This window comes from Burkholderia sp. Ax-1724 (assembly GCF_011752995.1).
Classification (GTDB): domain Bacteria; phylum Pseudomonadota; class Gammaproteobacteria; order Burkholderiales; family Burkholderiaceae; genus Paraburkholderia.
Window position 1 is genome coordinate 161129 of the sequence record NZ_VWWL01000019.1, and the last position, 19375, is coordinate 180503.

Consider the following 19375-nt stretch of genomic DNA (forward strand, 5'->3'; position numbering starts at 1 on the left):
CATGCCTGCCCCGGAAAACAGCAATGCTCCGCTGACGCCCGAACCTGTCAGGTTGACACGCGTCCGGCGCAATCTCGCGAAAACACTGGTCATTGCCCTATGCTCGGCGCTGCTTGCAATCGTTCTTGTCCACGCGCTGTCTCACCCGCACGAGACAGCTGCTGAACGGCGCGAGCGTGAGCAGATCGAAGCGGACGCGCGTCAGCCAAAGGCTTCACCTGACGCGATCCGAAAACGCCTCGCAGATCAGCATACCCTGGCGCTGGCACGCGCGAGTAATGCGGCGTCGGGCGCGAGCGCCCCGCTCGGCGGCACGCCGCTTGATGACATCCCGAAAGGCGCGCCCGGAGACGATACCGGACCACTCCCCCGAAACTACCGGACTGCCGGCCAGTCGTCCGCCATAAGCGACGCCGATCGTCTTGCACAGCAACGGCAGATCGAAGCCATGCAGAGCCAGTCACTTGTCGCCTACGAGGATACTTCCAGCGGCACAGCCAGCACGGCCGACGGGAATGGTCTTCCGCTCGAGCACATCGCAAATAGCCTGACACAACGCTCCAGCAGCCAGGCCGCACCAGCCAGTTCCCCATCGGATCGCACGTCGGGCTCAATCACCTCAGGTTCGTCACCAGGCAGCGTGTCCAGCGCCACCGATCGGCACAACGTGGACTGGATCAGGCACCAGGGAGAAGAACCCGACGACGCGAGGCCATTGATTCCGGTTCCCATCAGCTCGCCCTACATGGTGATGGGTGGTACGCCGATACCCACCGTGATCCTGCAGGGCGTGAAGAGCGATATGCCCGGCACCTTCCGCGCGATGATCGATCGGGACATCTACGACAGCATCGACGGGAGCTGCAGGCTGATCCCGAAGGGCACGCGGATTCTGGGCCGTACGAATAATGACGTGGCGATTGGCCAGGATTTGATGCTGATGGCCGCGACACGGATGATTTTCCGGCACGCAACGATGCGTCTGGATGGGTTGACCGGCAACGACCCCGATGGCGAAGCTGGCGTCACCGCCGCCGTCAACAACCACTTCTTCAAAATCTTCGGATCGACATTCCTGATCGCGGGCGTCGCCGCCTGGATTGGCCACAACCAGAGCCAGCCAGGCGGCACGACCATCAATGTCAATGGCGGTATGTCGACCGATGTGTCCGGGGCGGCCGCGCAGTCGCTGTCCCAGACCACACAGACTATCCTTCAACGCAATATGAACATCCAGCCGACGCTGAGGCTGGAACCGGGTCAGCGCATCACATTCATCACGCAGCGCGACATGATGCTGCCACCCAACATCACCGACGGGAGGTGCAAACGATGAAACATCCCACCACCGTGCTTTCTGCGGCCGCGCTGCTTGCTGGCTGCATGCTTCAGTTGGCTTGTGCCGGGCCGTCCCCCATATCGGGACCGGTCTACGACTTTGAGTGGCATTTGAGCGGTGCTGCCGAAGCCCGGCCATACCAGGTATTCGACGACGGACAACGAATCTATTTGCAGTTTGACGATCCCCAACACATACCCGCCGTTTTTGCGGACACGCCTGCAGGTCTTGTACTGCTGCACTGGCATCCCGATCCACCTTACGTGATCGTCAACCAGATGGAACCGGCACTGGTGTTTCGCGCTGACAACGAGGAAGCCCGCGCGGTACGCGTCGCGCCGCACGGGCCGCCGCATATCGCCCATTTCGGCGATGCTTCCCCTACGCAGACTCCGCCTCCTCGTTCAACTGCACGATAGCTTTCGGCATGTGCGTTTTTCGACAACGTAATCGGATGCCGCAGCTAATTTCTGTTTGCGCAGCGTAACAATCACTGCGAGTAGCAAACAGCTAACAAACGGCGCCTGCCAGCCACTTTCCGTCGCTCACCCGAGCCAGGTAACGCTCACCCAAACGGCTGGTCCATTCCGAAACCCGCCCGAGGCTTGGCACCCACATATTGACCATTGCCGACGGTTGCAGATCAGACGCAGTACGGCCGCCGCAGGTCGCATTGCTGTCATTCGCAAACGGGCGCCGGTGAATAGCGGCTATCGCTGTCGATGAATGAGTCTCATCGACCCCTTTCTGCCAGTCGAGTCGTCGTATTACCAATGGCCGTTATTAGAGCGGACAGGTCATTCCGCGCTGTTACCCAACGCTATGAACTCGGCCACTGCGGACGTTGAAGTGTTGGGCACAGTGGGGCAGTTGATAGGCTCCTACGACCATATAACGGTCATATGCATTTTGAAGGAAAGGCCGCTTGGATCTGTCCGGTGTGCAAATTCTGGCGACTTGGAGCACGGCCTTCACGGGCATCATCGTCGCTCTTTTATGCGTTTCCAACACGCTTGTGAGTGCCGTCCATCTCGCCTTCTGCACGGCCGGTTCCTTCAAATGTTGCCGCTGATTGCGACGATCGATGCAGTAGCCCAATCAAGATTCCTCCGACCAAGACGACTATGCTCAGGACAAGCAATCCACCGACGCCCGATCCGAACTTCATGTCGGCCCACGCCTTCACATTGGGCGATACAAAATTCCCGATGTTCCCGATAGTACCTACAAGAGCGATGCCGAGCACCGACGCGATCCCGCCGACGTAGTTGGTCAGCATCGTCCAGAAGATCGGCTGAACGGCCCACAGGCCCGCGACTGCAAGACACATTGCGACAACAGTAAGAATCGGTGATGTCCCCGTCGAAGCGACCATGGCCAGAGAAGCGACGATCATGCTTGCTGCACCGAAGAGCGCGAGTCGACGTCGTTGGGCAGCAAGGCGCGGTACTACGAAGGTAGCGATAAGAGCACACGTCCACGGGATGGCGACAACCAATCCTACGATCAGTCCTGGCGCGGTGCCCAAGAGTTTTCCGATGAACGTAGGGAGATAAAAGACGACGATCGACACACCCATCTGGATCAGAAAATAGATCAGGCCGAAATAGAGAATCGTCGGATTGGCCAGTGCAGCAGTGATGCTAGCCGGACCGTGAGAAAGCTTGGCCGATTGCTCCTTGCTCAACTCAGCGCTGATAGCGCGCTTTTCTTCATCAGAAAGCCATTTTGCGTTATCTGGGCGATTATCCAGATAGAAGTAGGCCCAGATGCCGACGGCGGTCGCGCCCAAACCTTGGAGCAAGAACATCCACTGATATCCGGCCAAGCCCGCCAGGCCATCCATTTTGAGCAGCAGGCCAGACAACGGAGAGCCGAAGATAAAGGCGAGGGGCGCGCCGAAGTAGAAAAGACCCATTACTTTGGCGCGACGATGATCCGGAAACCAGTAAGTCAGGTAAAGGACCACACCTGGGAAAAAGCCCGCCTCACATGCGCCAAGAAGAATGCGGATGATGTAGAAGCTGGTTGGTCCCTTGACGAACATCGTTAGCGCAGACACGATTCCCCACGTTACCATGATCCGGCACATCCAGGCGCGAGCGCCTACCTTATGCATAGCTAGGTTGCTAGGAATCTCCAAAGCAACGTACGCGATAAAGAAGATGCTGGCGCCAAATGCAAACGATGCGTCAGAAAGTCCAACGGAGTCTTGCAAAGCCTGTTTGACAAAGCCAATGTTCGCGCGATCAAGAAATGACATGATGTACATCAGCAGCAGAAACGGAATCAGCCGCTTTGTCGACTTAGATACGGCTCGGTCGACCAATATTTGATCAGTGATTAAATTCATTGAAGTCTCCTCCGATTGGGATGAAATCTGTTCCCGATGAGCGTGTAATCGCAAACTTATAAATTTTTTGGCATCGGCTGCTACTGTGATCCACTTTATTCCTGCTCATCGCAGGGATAAATGGGGGCTTCGGCACAACATTTGTGAATTGCAGTCACGATATGAGCGAAAGTGCCGGGTAGACAGGGTGATAAGCGCCCAACCAGATGTCTTTATCCGGTTCTCACGATCATGCGATGGCAAGGCGCGTCGAAGCTGTACCACTGCGTCAGCGGTGCGCCGCTACTAGACACGCCTGATCAGTAGCACTAGTTTCCCCGTCCGTTCCGCGTCGCTCAGTATGTGGCGCGGCCACCCGAGAGATCAAATGCCGCACCCGTGGAAAACGAGCACTCTTCGGTCGACAACCAGGCGACCATCGATGCCACTTCGTCGGGGCGTCCGGGACGGCCCAGTGGAATTTTTGCCAGCACAAACCCGCGCTGCTCTGGCGTCATCTTCTGCAGCATGTCCGATTCAATAGCAGCCGGGGTCACGCAATTGACGCGGATCTCGGTGTCCGCGAGTTCTTTGCCCAGAGACTTCGTCAACGCAATCACTCCAGCTTTTGACGCGCCGTAGGCTGCCTGATTGGGATTTCCGTCCTTGCCACCCATCGAGGAGAGATTGACGATACGACCATGGCGGGTGCTTCGAAGGTAGGGCACGACTTCGCGACAGCAAATGAACAGACCAGTCAGGTTGATGTCAATGACCCGACGCCAGTCGTCGATCGAATAGGACTCGACCGGACCGATCGAGCCGTTGATGCCAGCTGCATTAATGAGAACGTCGATCGACCTAAACCTCGCATGAACTTCGGCCGCAGCTGCGGCTACACTCTTTTGATCGGTAACGTCCACTTTAGAGGCGAATGACGCGCGCAACTTCTCGGCCGCAGCCTTCACGGCCTCCCTGTTGACATCCCATAAAACAACCTTGGCCCCCGATGCGATAAACCTCTCGGCAATCGCAAACCCGATGCCGCCCGAGCCGCCGGTGATGACACAAACACGATCCTGCAGGTCTAGCTTGTTCATGATCTGAATCCAAAGTGATAGTGAAACATCGCGATGCTCGTGTGATCGCGACCTTGATTCAATTTAGAATCTGTGGCGCAACGCGGCTCGAATGGCAAACTGGTGATTGTTGGACGAGTCACCTAGATTACCGATGTTGGCAACTGCACCTGCGCCGGTCGACGATGTCCCGGAAGCTCGTTGATACGCACCCTCAAGATACACATCTGTACGCTTCGAAAGGAAGTAATCCGTCATCAGGCTGACCTGGTTGTAGTGCTGATTGCCTACGGATTGTCCGTTAGCCTGGGTGACGGACGCCCCCTTGAGGTAGTCATACGCTGCCATCACGAAGAGATCAGGCGATACAGCATATTTCGCCGCCGCATCGACGTTGCTGAATCTGGCCATCCCTCCAGCAAAGGCTCCACTCAGGTTGGCGTACTGGATGTTCGTGTAAGAGGTTGTCAGTGAGAGCGAGCCGATGGTATATCCTGCGCCGCCGCCGAATACCTGATACGCAGTCGCGCTCGCATATGCCTTGTTCAGGGTGTATGCCAATACCGTGGCACCATTCGCGTTGCTGGTAAAGAATCCTGATCCTGCTGTCGCTGACGTTGGATTCTTGAAATATTCGTACGCGGCACCAAGCAGGATCGGACCGTTGGAATACGCAACACCAACCGAATAGCCGCTGTTCGCTGTGGTATTGCCTGCGACACCACCCACGCTATATGTGCCGCCAAAGGTCAGGCCCGCAAAGTTCGGGCTCATATACCGGACAGAGTTGTTCAGACGCAGCGAGTTTCCCGTATTGTCGAGGTCTGCGGGATGGATGAACAGGGTCGAGCCCGCTTGCGCACCCTGTGATGTGACGGGCTGCAGGAAGTACAGGATTGCATCGTACTGGCGACCAAACGTCACGCTACCGGCCTTCGAACTATTCAGACCGACGAAAATCTGACGTCCGAACGCCGTCCCACCTTGTGCGAACTGACCATTATTGATGTTGATGCCCGACTCCATCGTGAAGATCGCCTGCAGGCCACCGCCCAGATCCTCTGCGCCCTTGAAACCCCAACGGCTACCGTTAATGCCGCTCGTCGAGTCCAGCATCACCTTCTTGCCGCCCGTGGTTCCGCCAGAGTTGTTCAGGAACTGGACGCCCTCATCGATGATCCCGTACAGGGTGACGCTGGATTGAGCGTGAGCCTCCGTTGCCATCATGCCAAGAACTGCCAGCGCCATAATTGTCTTTTTCATCCTGATCTCCTTTGATAGATATGAGTTTATTTAGTATTACTATGTATTAAAATTACTTATCACAGGAGGCTTCGCTCCTTGCGATCTGCGCACTGTCTACAGGGAAATTATTTGAGGGGGACTGCCATGGTCCCTTGCGCTGATCTGCTCCATCATCCCAAGCGAGACTTCGGACCTACCGGTTTGATACAAGCTGCTCGGCCAGCGATGCAAGCGCGACTTCATAGCCTAGCGGACCGAGTCCACAAATCACCCCGACCGCTGCAAGCGAAACGAGTGACTTGTGGTAGATCGACTCGCGCTTGTGGATATTGGTTACGTGGACTTCGACGACGGGAAGATCGGAGGCCTTCAATGCATCAAGGATCGCAATCGAAGTGAACGAATAGGCAGCGGGATTGATCACGATGCCCGCTGCTTCCGTGCGCGCCTCTTGAATGATATTGATCAGTTCACCTTCGACGTTCGACTGTTTGAAGACGATCTCCAGACCAAGCCGCTGCGCCGCGTCGAGGCATCTTTGCTCAACCTGCGCGAGGGTCGTGTGGCCGTAGAGGTGCGGCTCCCGGATACCGAGCAGATTGAGGTTGGGACCATTCACGATATAAATGGGTTTGGTCATGGTTATCTCCTATATATGTGTGTTAGTGAGTACGGGGACCGCCGGAATCGAATCCGGCATGAATCAGGATTCAGCCTTCTTCAGGCGTTGGTAGCCAATCAGCATCCGTCGGCCATGTAGGGGACGTTTGCTTGGGATGATCGGCCCGGAGTGGGATCGCGCGAAGACGACGCAGGCGCAGATGACGCATCTTCCAGATGCCATCGACGCGGCAATACTCCTCCTCGTAGTGCCCAAAGCCGTGTATGCCGCGAGCTTGAGGTGCATCGGGCAACCCGATGGGCTCGTCCCACTCCATGTAGTCTTCCATCGCCCAAACCGCTCGTGCGAGGTCTGGACCAACAAAAACAATGTCGGGCATATGGCAATGGTGAAACGTCACCGCGTCTTTCAGACGGGCCGTGACGCCTTTGATAAACGTAGCGCCGTCTGAACCATTGGGTGCGGAGCCGAAACCGTCGAAGCGGATGTCGTCCGCGAAGAGGGTTTTCAGTGCGTCGAACTGCTTGGTATCGATGTACCGGCAATATCGCGCCTTGAGCCGCTTGATTTCCTCGACGTCAAGCAGACGCTGCAGCTTGTATCTATCCACGATTGGCTCTCCTTTACTGATCACTTGCTGTTTTCCGGGTCAGTGAACCGGAATAAGCGGCCGAAGACAGTTGAACAGCCCGCCCTCGCGCACGGCGATGATGTTTGCGCGGAACTCATTACGGCAGCAAGTGCCGTTGCATCCGAGCTCGCCAAATAGGCAGATGTCTCCGTTCTTATGGCTGCCATCGTATTGCCTTTACTTTGGACAAAAAAGGGGGGCGGAGGAACAACATTAATGAATCTAGTTCACATATCTCTCTTGTGTTTATGTGAACCTAGTTCATCAATCTTGTTCCGCAAAGTGGATTTATCTCATCCCAAAGCAGTAATAGCATGCTGTAAGGGGTTGGGCGAGTTCTCATGGTCCCGGAATCGCCAGAGATGCAGACTGCAGACCGAGCTGCGCGCGATCTAAGCAACCGACTAAAGCCCACGACCATTCAATCAGCTGGACAACAGCCGCTCGATATCGGCAATGAAATAGGAGAAGTTTCATGAAAGTATTTGTGACAGGCGCCACGGGTTACATTGGCGGGTCCGTTGCAACGGCATTGATGGCAACTGGTCACCAGGTCATCGGTCTGATCCATCCCGACAATGATCTGGCCGCGGTTCGCGAAAGAGGCATTGAGCCAGTTGCGGGCCTCCTCGATGACTCCAGGTTGCTCCGCGAGGTCGCGTCTGGAGTGGACGGTGTGATCAATACCGCCAACGTAGACCATCGAGGTGCGGTAGACGCCCTCCTCGAAGCTCTCGAAGGCAGCAACAAGCCGTTCATCCAGACCAGCGGCTCGGGAGTGATTGCGGATGGAGCAGGTGGTGAAGCCACGGATGCGATCTACAACGACGACACTCCGCTGAAGGTCTTGCCCGCCCGCGCAGGTCGCGCCGCATTGAACGAAGTCGTCCTTGGCGCAGCATCGAAGGGCATCCGTACCGCTGTCATTCTGCCAACGATGGTCTATGGGACCGGCACCGGCTTGAATCCCGCCAGCGCGCAAGTACCGCAGATGATCAAGGCCGCGAAGAAATTCGGTGAAGGCAAATACGTTGGTCGCGGACTGAACCGCTGGTCTAACGTCCACATCGAAGATCTTGCGGACCTGTACGTTGCGGTTCTGGAACGGTCGGAACCGGGCAGATCGTATTACGCTGAGAACGGTGAATGTTCGATGCGTGAAATCGCTGAAGCGATCAGCCGTTTGCTCGGCTTCAACGAAGCGGTCGGGAGCCTCAGCATTCCCGAGGCGATCGAGCAATACGGTGAAATGATGACAACGCTGAGCTTCGGCTCCAATAGCCGTGTTCGCGCTACTCGTGCCCATGATGAACTCGGTTGGGGACGCAAGCAGCTCTCGCTGATCGACGACATCGAGCGCGGCTCGTATGCCGAAATCGAAGCTGTCGGGACGCGATAGTCTCTAGTTCGGACGGTTACTGTTACTCCCTGTACCGTCTCGTCGCGTCAGTCTTTAAAGAAAGCGACGTTCGGCGCTAGCTCACAACCGCGCCGAACGCAAAGTGCACACATGGAAGAGACAATGCATCATCGTTATTCGCTTGCTCATCTGACCGCGCTTGGCCTTACACCACCTGAACTCGTTCAGGCCGCCGCTGACGCCGGATATCAGTACGTGGGACTGCGACTCAACAGGACGACTCCCGAAGAGGCGCTCTACGACCTTGCCAACGATCGAGCGCTCATGCGTGAGACGAAGGCGCGTATGGCCGATACCGGAGTACAGGTATGGGACATCGAGGTCGCTCGGATGGACCCTGCCCGGGATCATCTGCACTATCGCGACTTTCTCGAAGCCGGTGCTGAGCTAGGCGCACGACATGTCGTTGCGCAGTTGCCCGACCCGGATCGCCATCGCGCCACGGACCGCTTTGGTTCGCTGTGCGATCTCGCGAAGCCTCTCAATCTGAACGTGAGCCTTGAGTTCGTTTCCTGGACAGAGACGCCCAGCCTTGTTGAGGCAGCAAGGGTAATGCGAGAAGTCAATCGGTCAAACGCGAGCATACTCATCGATCTGCTCCACTTTGATCGTTCGTTCTCCAGCAAGGAATTCCTCCGAACGCTGCCGCCTGAATGGTTTCGCTGGGCGCAGGTCTGCGACGTCCCGACGGGACACCCACCTGATATCGCTGGCCTGATCTACAACGGACGTCGTGAGCGTCTCTTTCCCGGTGAGGGAGGCATCGATGTAAAGGGGATACTGTCTTCCTTGCCCGACGACATCGTTTACGCACTGGAGATCCCGGGCGAGCCTTCCGTAGCGAAAATGGGATATCAACACTACGTTCGTCGGGCGATTGCCACATCTCGCCAGTTTCTCGATCAGCCCGAGGGCTAATTCAGATAAGTGTCGCGCGCGGTGCCAAACAGTCGGGCACTGCGCCGATCCATCCTGTCGTCACAGACGCGAAACGCGATCGAAACGGGCACGTAGTCGCGTCCTGACGGGTCACGTTGTTGACCGCCGCGAGCGGTCATCGTGCTGCTGACAGCTACGCGCCAGGATTGGAAATCCATGCCAAGTCGTTCATCCCTATACACAGAGATATTTGGCGACGGTATGATTACCGCTCTTACGGTGATAAATTGCGTTTCTACATACGTGATTTTTGAATCAGGCGCTCAGATATGGACTTCGATCTCCAGGCCTTCGTTCAAGTCGTTGATCGCGGTAACTTCACCGTTGCTGGAGCAGATCTCGGCCTCACACCTTCTGCAGTATCGAAGCTGGTATCGCGACTGGAAGATCGCCTCGGCGTCACGTTGCTGCAACGGACAACGCGAAAGATAGCGCTGACCACCGAAGGAGAAACGTTCTATCTGCGAGCGCGAGACATCATCGCGTCAATCACGGATGCGGAGGCCGAGGTATCCCAGGCTGGACAGAAGCCTCGAGGACGGTTGCGTATAAATTGCGCGAGCGGCTTCGCCTTTCATCAACTGGCGCGTACCCTTCCGGAATTTCGCTTGCGCTATCCCGATGTCGAGATTGAACTGTCCGTAACAGACCGGGTTGTGGATCTGCTTGCCGAAAATGCCGATGTGGGAATCCGGTCAGGTGCGATCAGCGATCCATCTCTTGTGACACGTCGCATTTCCGAACTCCAGCGCGCCTTGTACGCTTCCCCGACCTATCTCGAACGACGCGGTATCCCCGCCAGTCCGAAAGATCTGGAGCAACACGACTGCGTCATTCACGGTCTACGTCCTCCGTTCAAGTGGCCACTGATTGTGAACGGACAATTGGGCCAGGTCGAACTGAGTCGGCCTATCGCGGTTGACAACGCAGAAACTGCGCTACGCATCGCGCAGGCTGGCGGAGGGATCACGCGAACAGCAGACATGATCGCAGACGAAGCGCTCCAACAGGGTTGGCTTGTTCCCGTTCTGTCCGACTTTATCGTTCCTGATCCGGTGGCGCTATCGGCCGTGTATCCCCACGGTCGACATCGGATGCCTAAGGTTCGCGCGTTTTTGGACTTTCTGGTCGAGCAATATTCGAATGTGCCTTGGAAACATTCCAAGGCCGCCAGTGCAACAACTCAGAGCAACTGAAAAGCTGCTAGCTGGTCGAGCGTTTTGGTGGTCCACTATCGTCAACCCTAAACTGTTGCTGGCATTTAAACGACCGTATCGACCGCTTTGCACCGCCGTCGCGGAATGCAAGCTTTTGTTCATGTAGGCAGTTTATAAGCGCGCGGAGCACCTGCGACGTGCGATTCCGGATGCTTCCGTTCCGGAGTGACGGTGACGCCGACATGGGAGTCAGATCTGGATGGATTTCATTGCGCGCCTCAGCCATCTTTGGTGAAGCGATATTTAGGATTCTTTACGTCTCGTTCGGGAGGTAAAGCGGCCGTTCCAGTGACGCCGCTTTACCGACAGTGAACGTCCCCTCCTGGCCGACTGCACTCATCCGCAGAAGCCAAAAGCTGCCGTTGAAGATTTCAACGGCAGCTTTCCAGACCCTTCATTGAATTGGTATTTTCGGCCACTCTCCGACACTGGGCGACGTACGCGCACGGACACCCGAATGGCTGTTCCGCATTTCTAACGAATCTTCGGGCATTGAACAGAATGACCGATTGCGTTGGAGGAATAGACCGGAATTGGGGCGCACGGCTCAATACCGGCAGAACCTCGGCCACAGATGCGCCCAGCGCGCTGCCTCGACCGTTCAGGGCGAGAGCCCTCCGGTATGATCACGCTGGGCACAAACGAGAGGGAGTAACTTGATGTCTGAGAATACCGTGCTGCGCGATCTGTTCGACCGATGGGAAAGCGTTTGGCATGAGGGGCGCTTTGAACTGGTGCCGGAATGCGTTGGTCCGCATTACATTCGACACGACGAAGCCGGTGACCGAATCGTGACGCGGGAAGCATATGCGGCAGAGATTGCAAAAGTTCAAGCGGACCGGCCCGGCATCCGTGTCGTCGTCTACGATCATTCGTTTGAAGGCAATCGTGCATGGTTCCGCTTCGCGTTCAAGTGGACCGATCCTGCTACCGGCGAATCGCGTACCCGCGCGGGTATGCAGTCCTATCGCACCGAGGAAGGCAAACTTGTAGAGACCTGGCTTTCAATGCAACCGCTCGGCTCGACATGGGCGGATACGCCGCAAGAACATTGGACCAGCCCCTCAGCGACCAAATAAGAACCCCTGTTCGTCGAGTGGCCGAAGCTGTGTTGGTGTGGTGCTGCGCTTCGGCGATGTCCGTTGTGTGCTGTGGAGCTGACCATGGGTACAGCCAGCCTTACGGGGCTGCAACGGGTCGAGAGTGTGAGTCCATTAATGCAGAAGCTCCCGTTCCTATGCCCGATGCCGCAACCGTCAGCAATCCGCCACCACATTGCAGATGAGGAATTGAGCACACCCCAATGTCGGCTTTAGCCGAACTGCGGTCTCGGATACATTGGCGTGGATGACAGGATCACTCTGCTAACGGCCCTTGAACGCACGACCGGGCGCCGGTGACAGTAAGTTAACCAAAGAAGCTTCTGGTCTCTCACCACCTAGCTGTCATCCCCTAGCCGTCCAGGGATATCCATCTGCTGATGCAGGATGCGGATGACGTCGATCAGCGTCGCCGACTCCCTGAAAAACACGACATGCATTCCAACCAGCGCTTTCCTGTAGCCTCTTCGAATGTCTTCAGCAGACAGACTTGGCTGGGTGCCGTCGGCCAGGCCGACAACAGTGCTTTCGATGCTCAGGATATAACGCTCAGCCTGCGCCTCTCCCCATCTGGCAACCGTGTAATCCCAGATGTCGTCAAGATCGCGTTCGGCCGCTGGCGAGAGAACATACGCTCTCATGCAGCCCTGTTCCGCCTACCCGCGACGTACTTGCGAAAATCAAACGGGCGCGACGGCCCGGACTGTTCGCCTTCGATCAGGGCGTTTCGCAGCGCCTCCAGTCGTGCTTCCTCAGTTTCGAGCAAACGCAGGCCGGCGCGAACAACGTCGCTGGCCGTGCTGTAACGGCCACTGCGCACGCGGTCATCGACGAATTCCGAAAAATGCTCACCGAGCGTAAACGATGTGCTTTTGCTCATGGCTCAAACCTCCTAGACCAAGAATACCAATTTCTGGTATTCGATGCCAGAAGTTTACCCAAAACGAAGTTGGAGAGCCGATGTCGCTAAACAGACTGGCATGGATACGCCCGTGCCCCAGTTTGTTGCCCCCAAGCCGGCACTCTGCCCCCTTAATTTTCCTGTCCAGAATCTCTCCGGATACAGGCTCCGCAGATAGCCGAAACTCCAACCTACGCCTTGGACAGAGGCCCGACTTCGGGACAAAGCCACGACATCAGCTTCCACACCGAACAGCCGGGAATGGCAAATCTCGCTGAGCCCTATATGCTGGCTTGGCGTTGCCACGCAGTTCAGGCTGTGGCGTCGCGCACCGCGCTCGCCTGAAGTCCGGCAAGCTGGGCGAGCGCATCGGCCGCGCGCTCGAACGGTACGAAGATATGATCGTGGAACGCTGCGGCAACGACGTTGCAACTGATGCTCGCCTTTGTCAGTGCTTCCGCCACCGCAGCGGTCAGCCCCACCGCCTGCAAATCGGAATGGACTGTCAGCGTAATCCAGGCTGCCCGGAACAGCACGGGCAATCCCTCACGCAGCGCCGTCGGCTCATCGACTATGACTGTCATCCCCTCGCGCTCGCGAAACGTCGCCACGGGCATGAAACGCGAAACGTCCGTCCCGGCCTGCACCGAGGAAAAAACGTAGGCACCCTCATTCAGCTCGGGTTGCATCGACGCCAGCAACTGTTCAAGGTTTGAAATCGGTTGACTCACAATGTCCCCTCAGCCATATGAACGTTAGCCTGGGCATCCTTGCCGACGGCCGTCAGCAGGATGCTCGCATTCGCATCGGTTAAAATTGTCACTCATAGTACGTGTCATCATAGAGCGTGGCCCTAAACAGGTCAAATCCGTACGCTTCGATATCTTCACGTTCGAGATGTCGATGCAGTACGACCCCCTTGCCCTCTTTGGAAAACGCCTGATCGAGCTCCGCAAGGCGCGTGGCTGGTCACAGGAGCGACTTGCGCTCGAAAGTGGCCTCGCGCGATCGTACATTGGTGGCATCGAACGGGGCCAGCGCAACATCGCCCTCTATAATATCTGCGTGCTCGCCGCCACACTCGGGGTTTCGCCCGCTGCCATGCTGGATTTTGATGGCTGCGCCAGCGCGTAACTGAAGCTGCTCTCTACTCACACGCACCTGTACCCGCAACTCCGTCATGGCAACGGAAAGACGACTGACGCATCAATCGATCACCTCAGCACGTCACCTGTCTACCGCATCCACTCTCCGTGATACATCGTGACAAGTCATACGGAAAATACATCCATCGTGATATTAATATGGATTCCTTATTTTTTTGATCTAGTCGAATCTTGATTTCTACCCGGCGTCGCCTATGATGCGTAGGTGAAGTTGCCCGCTGGAGTTCGTCCAGCATCCTTTGCAGTACCGTCGCTTATGCGACTCCTTTTGCGGTTGCGCTTCGTCCCACTGTCTGGACCACCGCAGGTCTGTTGACCCGAAGCTTCCTTGCTGACCCGTGTCGGGGAATTGTCATTCCCCGACACGGGTACTGGCGATTCCCCCTTTTCGTTTCTGGAGAATCGTCATGAATCAGTCTGTCGAACCCCGCAAGTATTTCGATCTTCATCTGCGCGGCCTCGGGTATCTGTCCCGCGTTCGCGATGTCACTGCCCGAGGCAATGGCCGCAGCAAGGCCAAACCCTTTCTCGCGTGCGCGATCTCCGCATTTCATGGCGATCCAAACGTCGAAAACGGCATCGTCTACCTGCCTCTTGACCTGATCGTCTCCGGCGAAAAGGCGAAGGATGCAGTCCGCTCCGTCATGGATGATGCCAACGATCCCGATGTGAAAGTTCTCGCCGCTTTCCGCTCGGGCGACCACTATATCCGCACGTTTGAGCGCACCGGCAACCGTGCTGGCGAAACAGGCGCCGTCCTCAAGGGACGCCTCCTCAAGCTCTTCTGGATCAAGGTCGACGGCCAGGAGGTGTATCGCGACGAAGGCGACGACACTGAAGCCGGTGCCGACACCTCGCGCGAGATCATCGACGGACACGAGATATCGCAACAGCACGACGATCACGACACTACGCCTGCCGGGGAACCGGTCAACGACCATGACATCGGATCGTCCGGTGAGGACGCTCCGGCAACCGGCCGCTCCGCACCTCGCGCCAACCGTTATCCGCCACTGCGCCGTCAGGGCAACGGAAACGTCCGCCAGCCTGCTGTCGGCAACAGCTAAACAGCCGTACCTCACGTCCCCTCCTCCATGCAGGGGCTTCACCTACACGCCGGGCCGTATCGCCGGCTTTCCGGAGCGACGCACTGCGTACCCCGCTCCGGAAAGCCGGCGTCCCCCCGCAGACTATCGCCCTGGGCCCACGGTGGCCCCGTTACGCCGTGCCGTTTGCATCGGACAGATCGTACCGGTCCAGAGCGGAGCCTGGCGGCTCACCGCCTGCCAGGCGTTATCCGTGATTCACCCCGCTGGTCAATGACGGATAACTGTTTTACTGCCGACCTGCCAGTTGCAGGCCCGTCCGTCGTCACGTCAGGCGACACGTTTTGCAGTCCTGTCCGGCGCCTCTGTCTGCGCAACTGCACCTGGTGAATCTGCCAGGCTCGGATTCCTTCTCCCCGTTGGGGCGTTCGCACGCTCCAACGAGCCCGGATGCCCCTTTTTTCTTCAAGGAGCATTCAATGTCCATCCTGCAATCTGCCTGTTCTCGTCTGTTACGGAGATATCCGGCGGTCTTTTCCCTCTCTTCGGGAGCGTGACCATGGGTATGGACGTCATTGGCCGCTCGCCAGTTTCCAGTACAGGCGAATACTTTCGCAACAACGTCTGGTGGTGGCATCCGCTCTGGCAATACTGCGAGCGGATCGCACCCGATATCATCCCGCGAAACAATCTGGGACATTCCAACGACGGCTGGGGACTCGGTCACCAGGCTTCCGTCGCGCTGGCCGCCCGTCTGGATTCAGCTATCCGCAAAGGGCATACAACAGCTTACGCGCGGGCAAGGGAAACGCATCTCGCGTCCCTGCCAGCGGAATCCTGTTCTATCTGCGGCGGCTCCGGCATGCGCGCCGAACCACCTGCTATCGGTCCCGGAACACTGACTTGCAATGGATGCAATGGGATGGGCCATCGGCCCAATTTTGAAACGAACTATCCGTTCAGCGTCGAGAATGTGCGCGAGTTCATAGCATTCCTTCGCGACTGCGGTGGCTTCCGGATCTGCTAGTCACCACTGAAGTACCTGACGAACCCGGACCTGCATCGGCGCTTGCCGCACCGATGATGTTCAACCCACGCGGAGAATGCGCTCCCCGCCCGGGAAACCGTCCTCCGCATCTTTCTGGAGGATGTCATGAATCAGACCGCTGAAACACACGCCATCGCCGCTACTCTCGTGCCCGAGGAACGTCGCATGGAAATCCTGCCGCGCTACTTCGGCAAACACATGATCCGCGGCGAAATTGCCGTCTACACTGCAATGGAATCACTGTGCGATACCTATCGCGGAGGATTCTGGGACTATATCGAGCTATCCAACGACACGTTCTACATGACGCCCCGCCTGGATAGCCCACTGACCATCTGTTGCGATGGCAACGGCTATGCCGGCGAGATGAGCAACGACGCCGCCGGCATCGTGGCCACGCTCTTCGCGCACTCAACGCCCTGGCGTGGTCAATGGAAGACGTGATCTTCACGGAACTCTACGATCGGCTGCTTGCCTTCGTGCCGTCTCATCCCGAGGCGCGCAAGATATTTGCAGCCATCGACTGACGCCCAGCCGTTCTATCACTCCTTGCGGAACGTAACCCACGGGGGAGCGTCTCCGCAACCTTCACGGAGACAATCATGTCAACCTGTGCGCTTCTTGCCCCCCGGTCACACGGCACGCAAAACGTTTTTCGCAAACCTGACACGCTGGGCCACACAGCGAACTGGCCTGATGAGGATCGCGATTCATCGCAGCCGTTTTTTGAGTGTCGCGACGGGAGATCGCTGCCACGCTATACCGATCAGAATGTCAATCTTCCCGATGGTCTTTATCTCGGACTCTTCAACGACCGCGATACGCCGTTCACCGCATCGCCTGCATGTGGATTCGACGGCCCGCTGATCGGTCGGCTGCGTTATTGCCACACGGTCGAGGCGCGCGAAATAAGGCTCGAATTTCTCGATCCGTTCGAAGGCCATCTGTTCTTTCCCGACATGGAGGTGATCGCCGGACCTGACGGCCACGTCCCTACGGGCAGGATCACGCTACCCATCCAGCCCGGCCTCAGCTCGGGCGCAATCGTGTTCGATGACCGGTACTTCGCCGACTGGACAGTTTTCATCATCAGCTCAGTACGGACCGTCATCGGTCGTGACCTTCGGTCGCAGCAACGAGTGTAATCGCGGTCCTGCCGCTGACTCACATCCCAGCACCGGTTCAACGGTGCATTCCCCGCGGGGCATCGTACCCGCCCCGGGATGATGCCCCGCTTCACTTCATGAGGTGCATCATGGGATGGCTCTTTAGTCATGGGCAGACGCGTTCGCAACTGATCGATCGCCTGACCCGCAATGAAGAACACAACGGCACAACGCACCGCTGCCTGCGTCACTGCACCAGCGGCAATGTGCTCTGGACCGTATGGGAAATCACTCGCCCCGCAGAAGCGCCTTTCCGCTATATCGGCTGCGATCTGCTTGCATGCGATAAAGGTTGCGACGGCTGGGGCTACAAGGACATGTGCGAGGAAATGGAACCCTTCTATTACTCGTGTCCACTGGCCTACCTCGACATGGTTCCACCTGCTGCGCCTGAATGGCGCGAACAGGTCCGAGCCTGGCACGCCGCACGTTCACGCGCACTCGCGCCGGGCGACATCCTGACGCTCAGCGGGCTGTCGATCAGCGAGGCCATCGTAGTCGGCCGGCGTCAGCGCACGTGGATTGTCGAAAGCGACGGCCGGCTTTTCCGGTTTCCGCCGCGACTCTTCCGTCACATCGTCGAACAGCGACGCGCGGATGAACCCGTTGCGTCATCCGTAGCGTAGTTCGCATCGAGCGCCCGGCACACGCGCCGAACATCATTCCCTTGCGCATCCGATCTTTCCAGCCGGCGGGACGCCATGCCCGCCAGGGACGATCCCGCCTCACTTCGTGGAGGCATCATGATTTCCCTTTCCGGCACGCTCGACGTGCGAACCATCAAGGGCAGTAACGGCCCGTTCCAGGTCGGTGAACTCACGACGTCTGTCGGCGAGTTCAAGGTCAAGGACAAGCTCCTCGAGCAGTTCGAGCCCGGGGCCTACACCGGTACCTTCCTCATCGACAAGATCTATCCGCACAGCTACGTGTGGTACGGCAAGGTCACCGTTGAGATCCGCGCGAGGCTCGCCGACGTGCAACTCGACAACGACGAACCGTTCAGCGAGACAGGACAGACGCCCGCCTCGACCGAACCGGACCCCGCCGATGAGGAACGCGCACCGGGTGCGGCTACAACGGCACCTACCGATGAAGCCCCCGTCTCCGCTCAAGCCGGAAGCGACTCCGGTGAACTGTATCTGCCCGATCTCTTCGGGACTGAACTGGCCGATGCCATCGTCGCCGGCGACCCCGTGAAACTCGATCCGACCGTCGACCGCGCAGTGCTCCGTCGGCAGCGCGACCAGCTTCGCGCGTTTGGCTATGCACTGCAGGCCTCCACCCAGACCTGGCTGAAAGCCTGAGTCCTTCCAGTTGCGGCGTGCCGGGTCTTCCAGACCCGCGGCACGCCCTGCCTCTCCAGGAGATTCAACATGGCCCTGATCTTTCCCCGGCTCGCCAGAAATTTCGTGAAGAATGGCTATTTCCCGACCGATGCCGTCACGCTCGGACGGACCATTCCGGCTCTTGCATTGGCCGATCCCGATCGGCCCGCCCGGCTGCTTGACCCTTGCTGCGGCGAAGGTGCTGCACTGCACGACCTGAAGGATGCTCTCGCAGGATTCCCCGCGGCACCGGACGCCATTCGTGCATTCGGCGTCGAATATGACCGCGAGCGTGCATGGCATGCGAAGGCAGTACTGGACACCGTGGCGCATGCGGATGTCCACGAGATGTTCATCACCGCACGCAGCATAGGACTGCTGTTCCTCAACCCGCCGTACGGCGACGTCGTGTCGGACAAGGCACAGACCGGCGAACGTCAGCCCAATCGCATCGAGAAGGTCTTCTATCTGAAGACGGTCCCGTGGCTCGCATTCGGTGGTGTCCTCGTGCTGATCGTGCCGCATTACGTGATGGATCGCGAATTCGCCACGATGATCGCGCGCAACTTTAACCACGTCGAGGTGTTCCTTGCACCCGATCAGACGTTCAAACAGATCGTACTCTTCGGCATCAAGCGCAGGGCGGACGGCGTCGACAGCGCAATGGCTGCACTGTTGATTTGCACGGAATCCTGACCCACCCTCGGCAGTAATTTGCATCGAATCTTGACCCACGTAGAACACTGACCTGCTCGGCAACGGGCGGGGGAACGGAGTGATCGACGTGGCTATATTGAGC

General features: G+C 57.7%; 22 protein-coding genes and 1 pseudogene. 15 read left to right on the forward strand and 8 right to left on the reverse strand.

What is annotated here, in order from left to right:
* Position 1 precedes the first annotated feature (1 nt).
* Both F3J19_RS22600 and F3J19_RS22605 read left to right on the forward strand, forming a co-directional pair.
* Positions 2 to 1336, forward strand: coding sequence for a TrbI/VirB10 family protein (locus F3J19_RS22600; protein ID WP_167046285.1), 1335 nt, complete (start codon positions 2 to 4; stop codon positions 1334 to 1336).
* A pseudogene (locus F3J19_RS22605) lies at positions 1270 to 1758 on the forward strand (TrbG/VirB9 family P-type conjugative transfer protein); the annotation flags it as partial. The gene F3J19_RS22600 and the pseudogene F3J19_RS22605, both read left to right, overlap by 67 nt.
* Positions 1759 to 2333: 575 nt before the next feature.
* On the opposite strand, the gene F3J19_RS22610 reads toward F3J19_RS22605, so the two are convergent.
* The 5 genes from F3J19_RS22610 to F3J19_RS22630 all read right to left on the reverse strand — a co-directional run bounded on the left by F3J19_RS22610 (position 2334) and on the right by F3J19_RS22630 (position 7227).
* Positions 2334 to 3692, reverse strand: coding sequence for an MFS transporter (locus F3J19_RS22610; protein WP_167046288.1), 1359 nt, complete (start codon positions 3690 to 3692; stop codon positions 2334 to 2336).
* Between the two features lie 335 nt (positions 3693 to 4027).
* Positions 4028 to 4771 (reverse strand): SDR family NAD(P)-dependent oxidoreductase, encoded by a 744-nt coding sequence (locus F3J19_RS22615; RefSeq protein WP_167046291.1) that lies wholly within the window; start codon positions 4769 to 4771, stop codon positions 4028 to 4030.
* Positions 4772 to 4834: 63 nt separating this feature from the next.
* Complete coding sequence (locus F3J19_RS22620) at positions 4835 to 6013, reverse strand: porin (RefSeq protein ID WP_205193149.1); 1179 nt, start codon at positions 6011 to 6013, stop codon at positions 4835 to 4837.
* A 175-nt stretch (positions 6014 to 6188) separates the two neighbouring features.
* A complete protein-coding gene (gene aroQ, locus F3J19_RS22625; protein WP_167046294.1) occupies positions 6189 to 6635 on the reverse strand; it encodes a type II 3-dehydroquinate dehydratase in 447 nt (148 codons plus the stop codon).
* Between the two features lie 70 nt (positions 6636 to 6705).
* A complete protein-coding gene (locus F3J19_RS22630) occupies positions 6706 to 7227 on the reverse strand; it encodes a nuclear transport factor 2 family protein (protein ID WP_167046297.1) in 522 nt (173 codons plus the stop codon).
* Between the two features lie 496 nt (positions 7228 to 7723).
* Between F3J19_RS22630 and F3J19_RS22635 the strand changes: the two genes are divergently transcribed.
* From F3J19_RS22635 to F3J19_RS22650, 4 genes are all read left to right on the forward strand, one after another.
* Positions 7724 to 8647 carry an NAD-dependent epimerase/dehydratase family protein gene (locus F3J19_RS22635; protein ID WP_167046299.1) on the forward strand — a complete coding sequence of 308 codons (924 nt, stop codon included), beginning with the start codon at positions 7724 to 7726 and terminating at the stop codon, positions 8645 to 8647.
* Positions 8648 to 8758: 111 nt separating this feature from the next.
* Positions 8759 to 9586 carry a TIM barrel protein gene (locus tag F3J19_RS22640; RefSeq protein ID WP_240159153.1) on the forward strand — a complete coding sequence of 276 codons (828 nt, stop codon included), beginning with the start codon at positions 8759 to 8761 and terminating at the stop codon, positions 9584 to 9586.
* A gap of 290 nt (positions 9587 to 9876) precedes the next feature.
* Positions 9877 to 10803, forward strand: a complete 927-nt coding sequence (locus F3J19_RS22645; protein ID WP_167046302.1) for a LysR family transcriptional regulator — start codon at positions 9877 to 9879, stop codon at positions 10801 to 10803.
* 680 nt (positions 10804 to 11483) lie between these two features.
* Positions 11484 to 11903, forward strand: a complete 420-nt coding sequence (locus tag F3J19_RS22650; protein WP_167046306.1) for a nuclear transport factor 2 family protein — start codon at positions 11484 to 11486, stop codon at positions 11901 to 11903.
* A 359-nt stretch (positions 11904 to 12262) separates the two neighbouring features.
* Here the strand turns inward: F3J19_RS22650 and F3J19_RS22655 are convergent, their stop codons facing one another.
* From F3J19_RS22655 to F3J19_RS22665, 3 genes are all read right to left on the reverse strand, one after another.
* Positions 12263 to 12565 (reverse strand): type II toxin-antitoxin system RelE/ParE family toxin, encoded by a 303-nt coding sequence (locus F3J19_RS22655; protein WP_167046308.1) that lies wholly within the window; start codon positions 12563 to 12565, stop codon positions 12263 to 12265.
* Positions 12562 to 12804 (reverse strand): type II toxin-antitoxin system ParD family antitoxin, encoded by a 243-nt coding sequence (locus tag F3J19_RS22660; protein WP_167046311.1) that lies wholly within the window; start codon positions 12802 to 12804, stop codon positions 12562 to 12564. The genes F3J19_RS22655 and F3J19_RS22660 overlap by 4 nt, the downstream gene beginning before the upstream one ends.
* A 332-nt stretch (positions 12805 to 13136) precedes the next feature.
* Positions 13137 to 13556, reverse strand: coding sequence for an ACT domain-containing protein (locus F3J19_RS22665; RefSeq protein ID WP_167046315.1), 420 nt, complete (start codon positions 13554 to 13556; stop codon positions 13137 to 13139).
* A gap of 172 nt (positions 13557 to 13728) precedes the next feature.
* On the opposite strand from F3J19_RS22665, the gene F3J19_RS22670 reads away from it, so the two are divergent.
* From F3J19_RS22670 to F3J19_RS22705, 9 genes are all read left to right on the forward strand, one after another.
* Entirely contained in the window at positions 13729 to 13959 is a 231-nt protein-coding gene (locus F3J19_RS22670; protein WP_167046318.1) for a helix-turn-helix transcriptional regulator, read from the forward strand.
* A 439-nt stretch (positions 13960 to 14398) separates the two neighbouring features.
* On the forward strand, positions 14399 to 15058 hold the full coding sequence (locus tag F3J19_RS22675; protein ID WP_167046321.1) for a DUF3577 domain-containing protein: 660 nt from the start codon (positions 14399 to 14401) through the stop codon (positions 15056 to 15058).
* 538 nt (positions 15059 to 15596) lie between these two features.
* Positions 15597 to 16064 (forward strand): hypothetical protein, encoded by a 468-nt coding sequence (locus F3J19_RS22680; RefSeq protein WP_167046324.1) that lies wholly within the window; start codon positions 15597 to 15599, stop codon positions 16062 to 16064.
* 126 nt (positions 16065 to 16190) lie between these two features.
* Complete coding sequence (locus F3J19_RS22685; protein WP_240159154.1) at positions 16191 to 16529, forward strand: antirestriction protein; 339 nt, start codon at positions 16191 to 16193, stop codon at positions 16527 to 16529.
* Positions 16517 to 16612: an antirestriction protein gene (locus F3J19_RS32735; RefSeq protein ID WP_240159155.1), complete on the forward strand. Its 96-nt coding sequence runs from the start codon at positions 16517 to 16519 to the stop codon at positions 16610 to 16612. Before F3J19_RS22685 ends, F3J19_RS32735 begins: the two co-directional genes overlap by 13 nt.
* Positions 16613 to 16687: 75 nt before the next feature.
* On the forward strand, positions 16688 to 17230 hold the full coding sequence (locus F3J19_RS22690; protein ID WP_167046327.1) for a hypothetical protein: 543 nt from the start codon (positions 16688 to 16690) through the stop codon (positions 17228 to 17230).
* Between the two features lie 110 nt (positions 17231 to 17340).
* On the forward strand, positions 17341 to 17877 hold the full coding sequence (locus F3J19_RS22695; RefSeq protein WP_167046330.1) for a hypothetical protein: 537 nt from the start codon (positions 17341 to 17343) through the stop codon (positions 17875 to 17877).
* 117 nt (positions 17878 to 17994) lie between these two features.
* Entirely contained in the window at positions 17995 to 18555 is a 561-nt protein-coding gene (locus F3J19_RS22700; protein ID WP_167046333.1) for a DUF3275 family protein, read from the forward strand.
* Between the two features lie 69 nt (positions 18556 to 18624).
* On the forward strand, positions 18625 to 19272 hold the full coding sequence (locus tag F3J19_RS22705) for a DUF6094 domain-containing protein (protein WP_240159156.1): 648 nt from the start codon (positions 18625 to 18627) through the stop codon (positions 19270 to 19272).
* Positions 19273 to 19375: the final 103 nt, after the last annotated feature.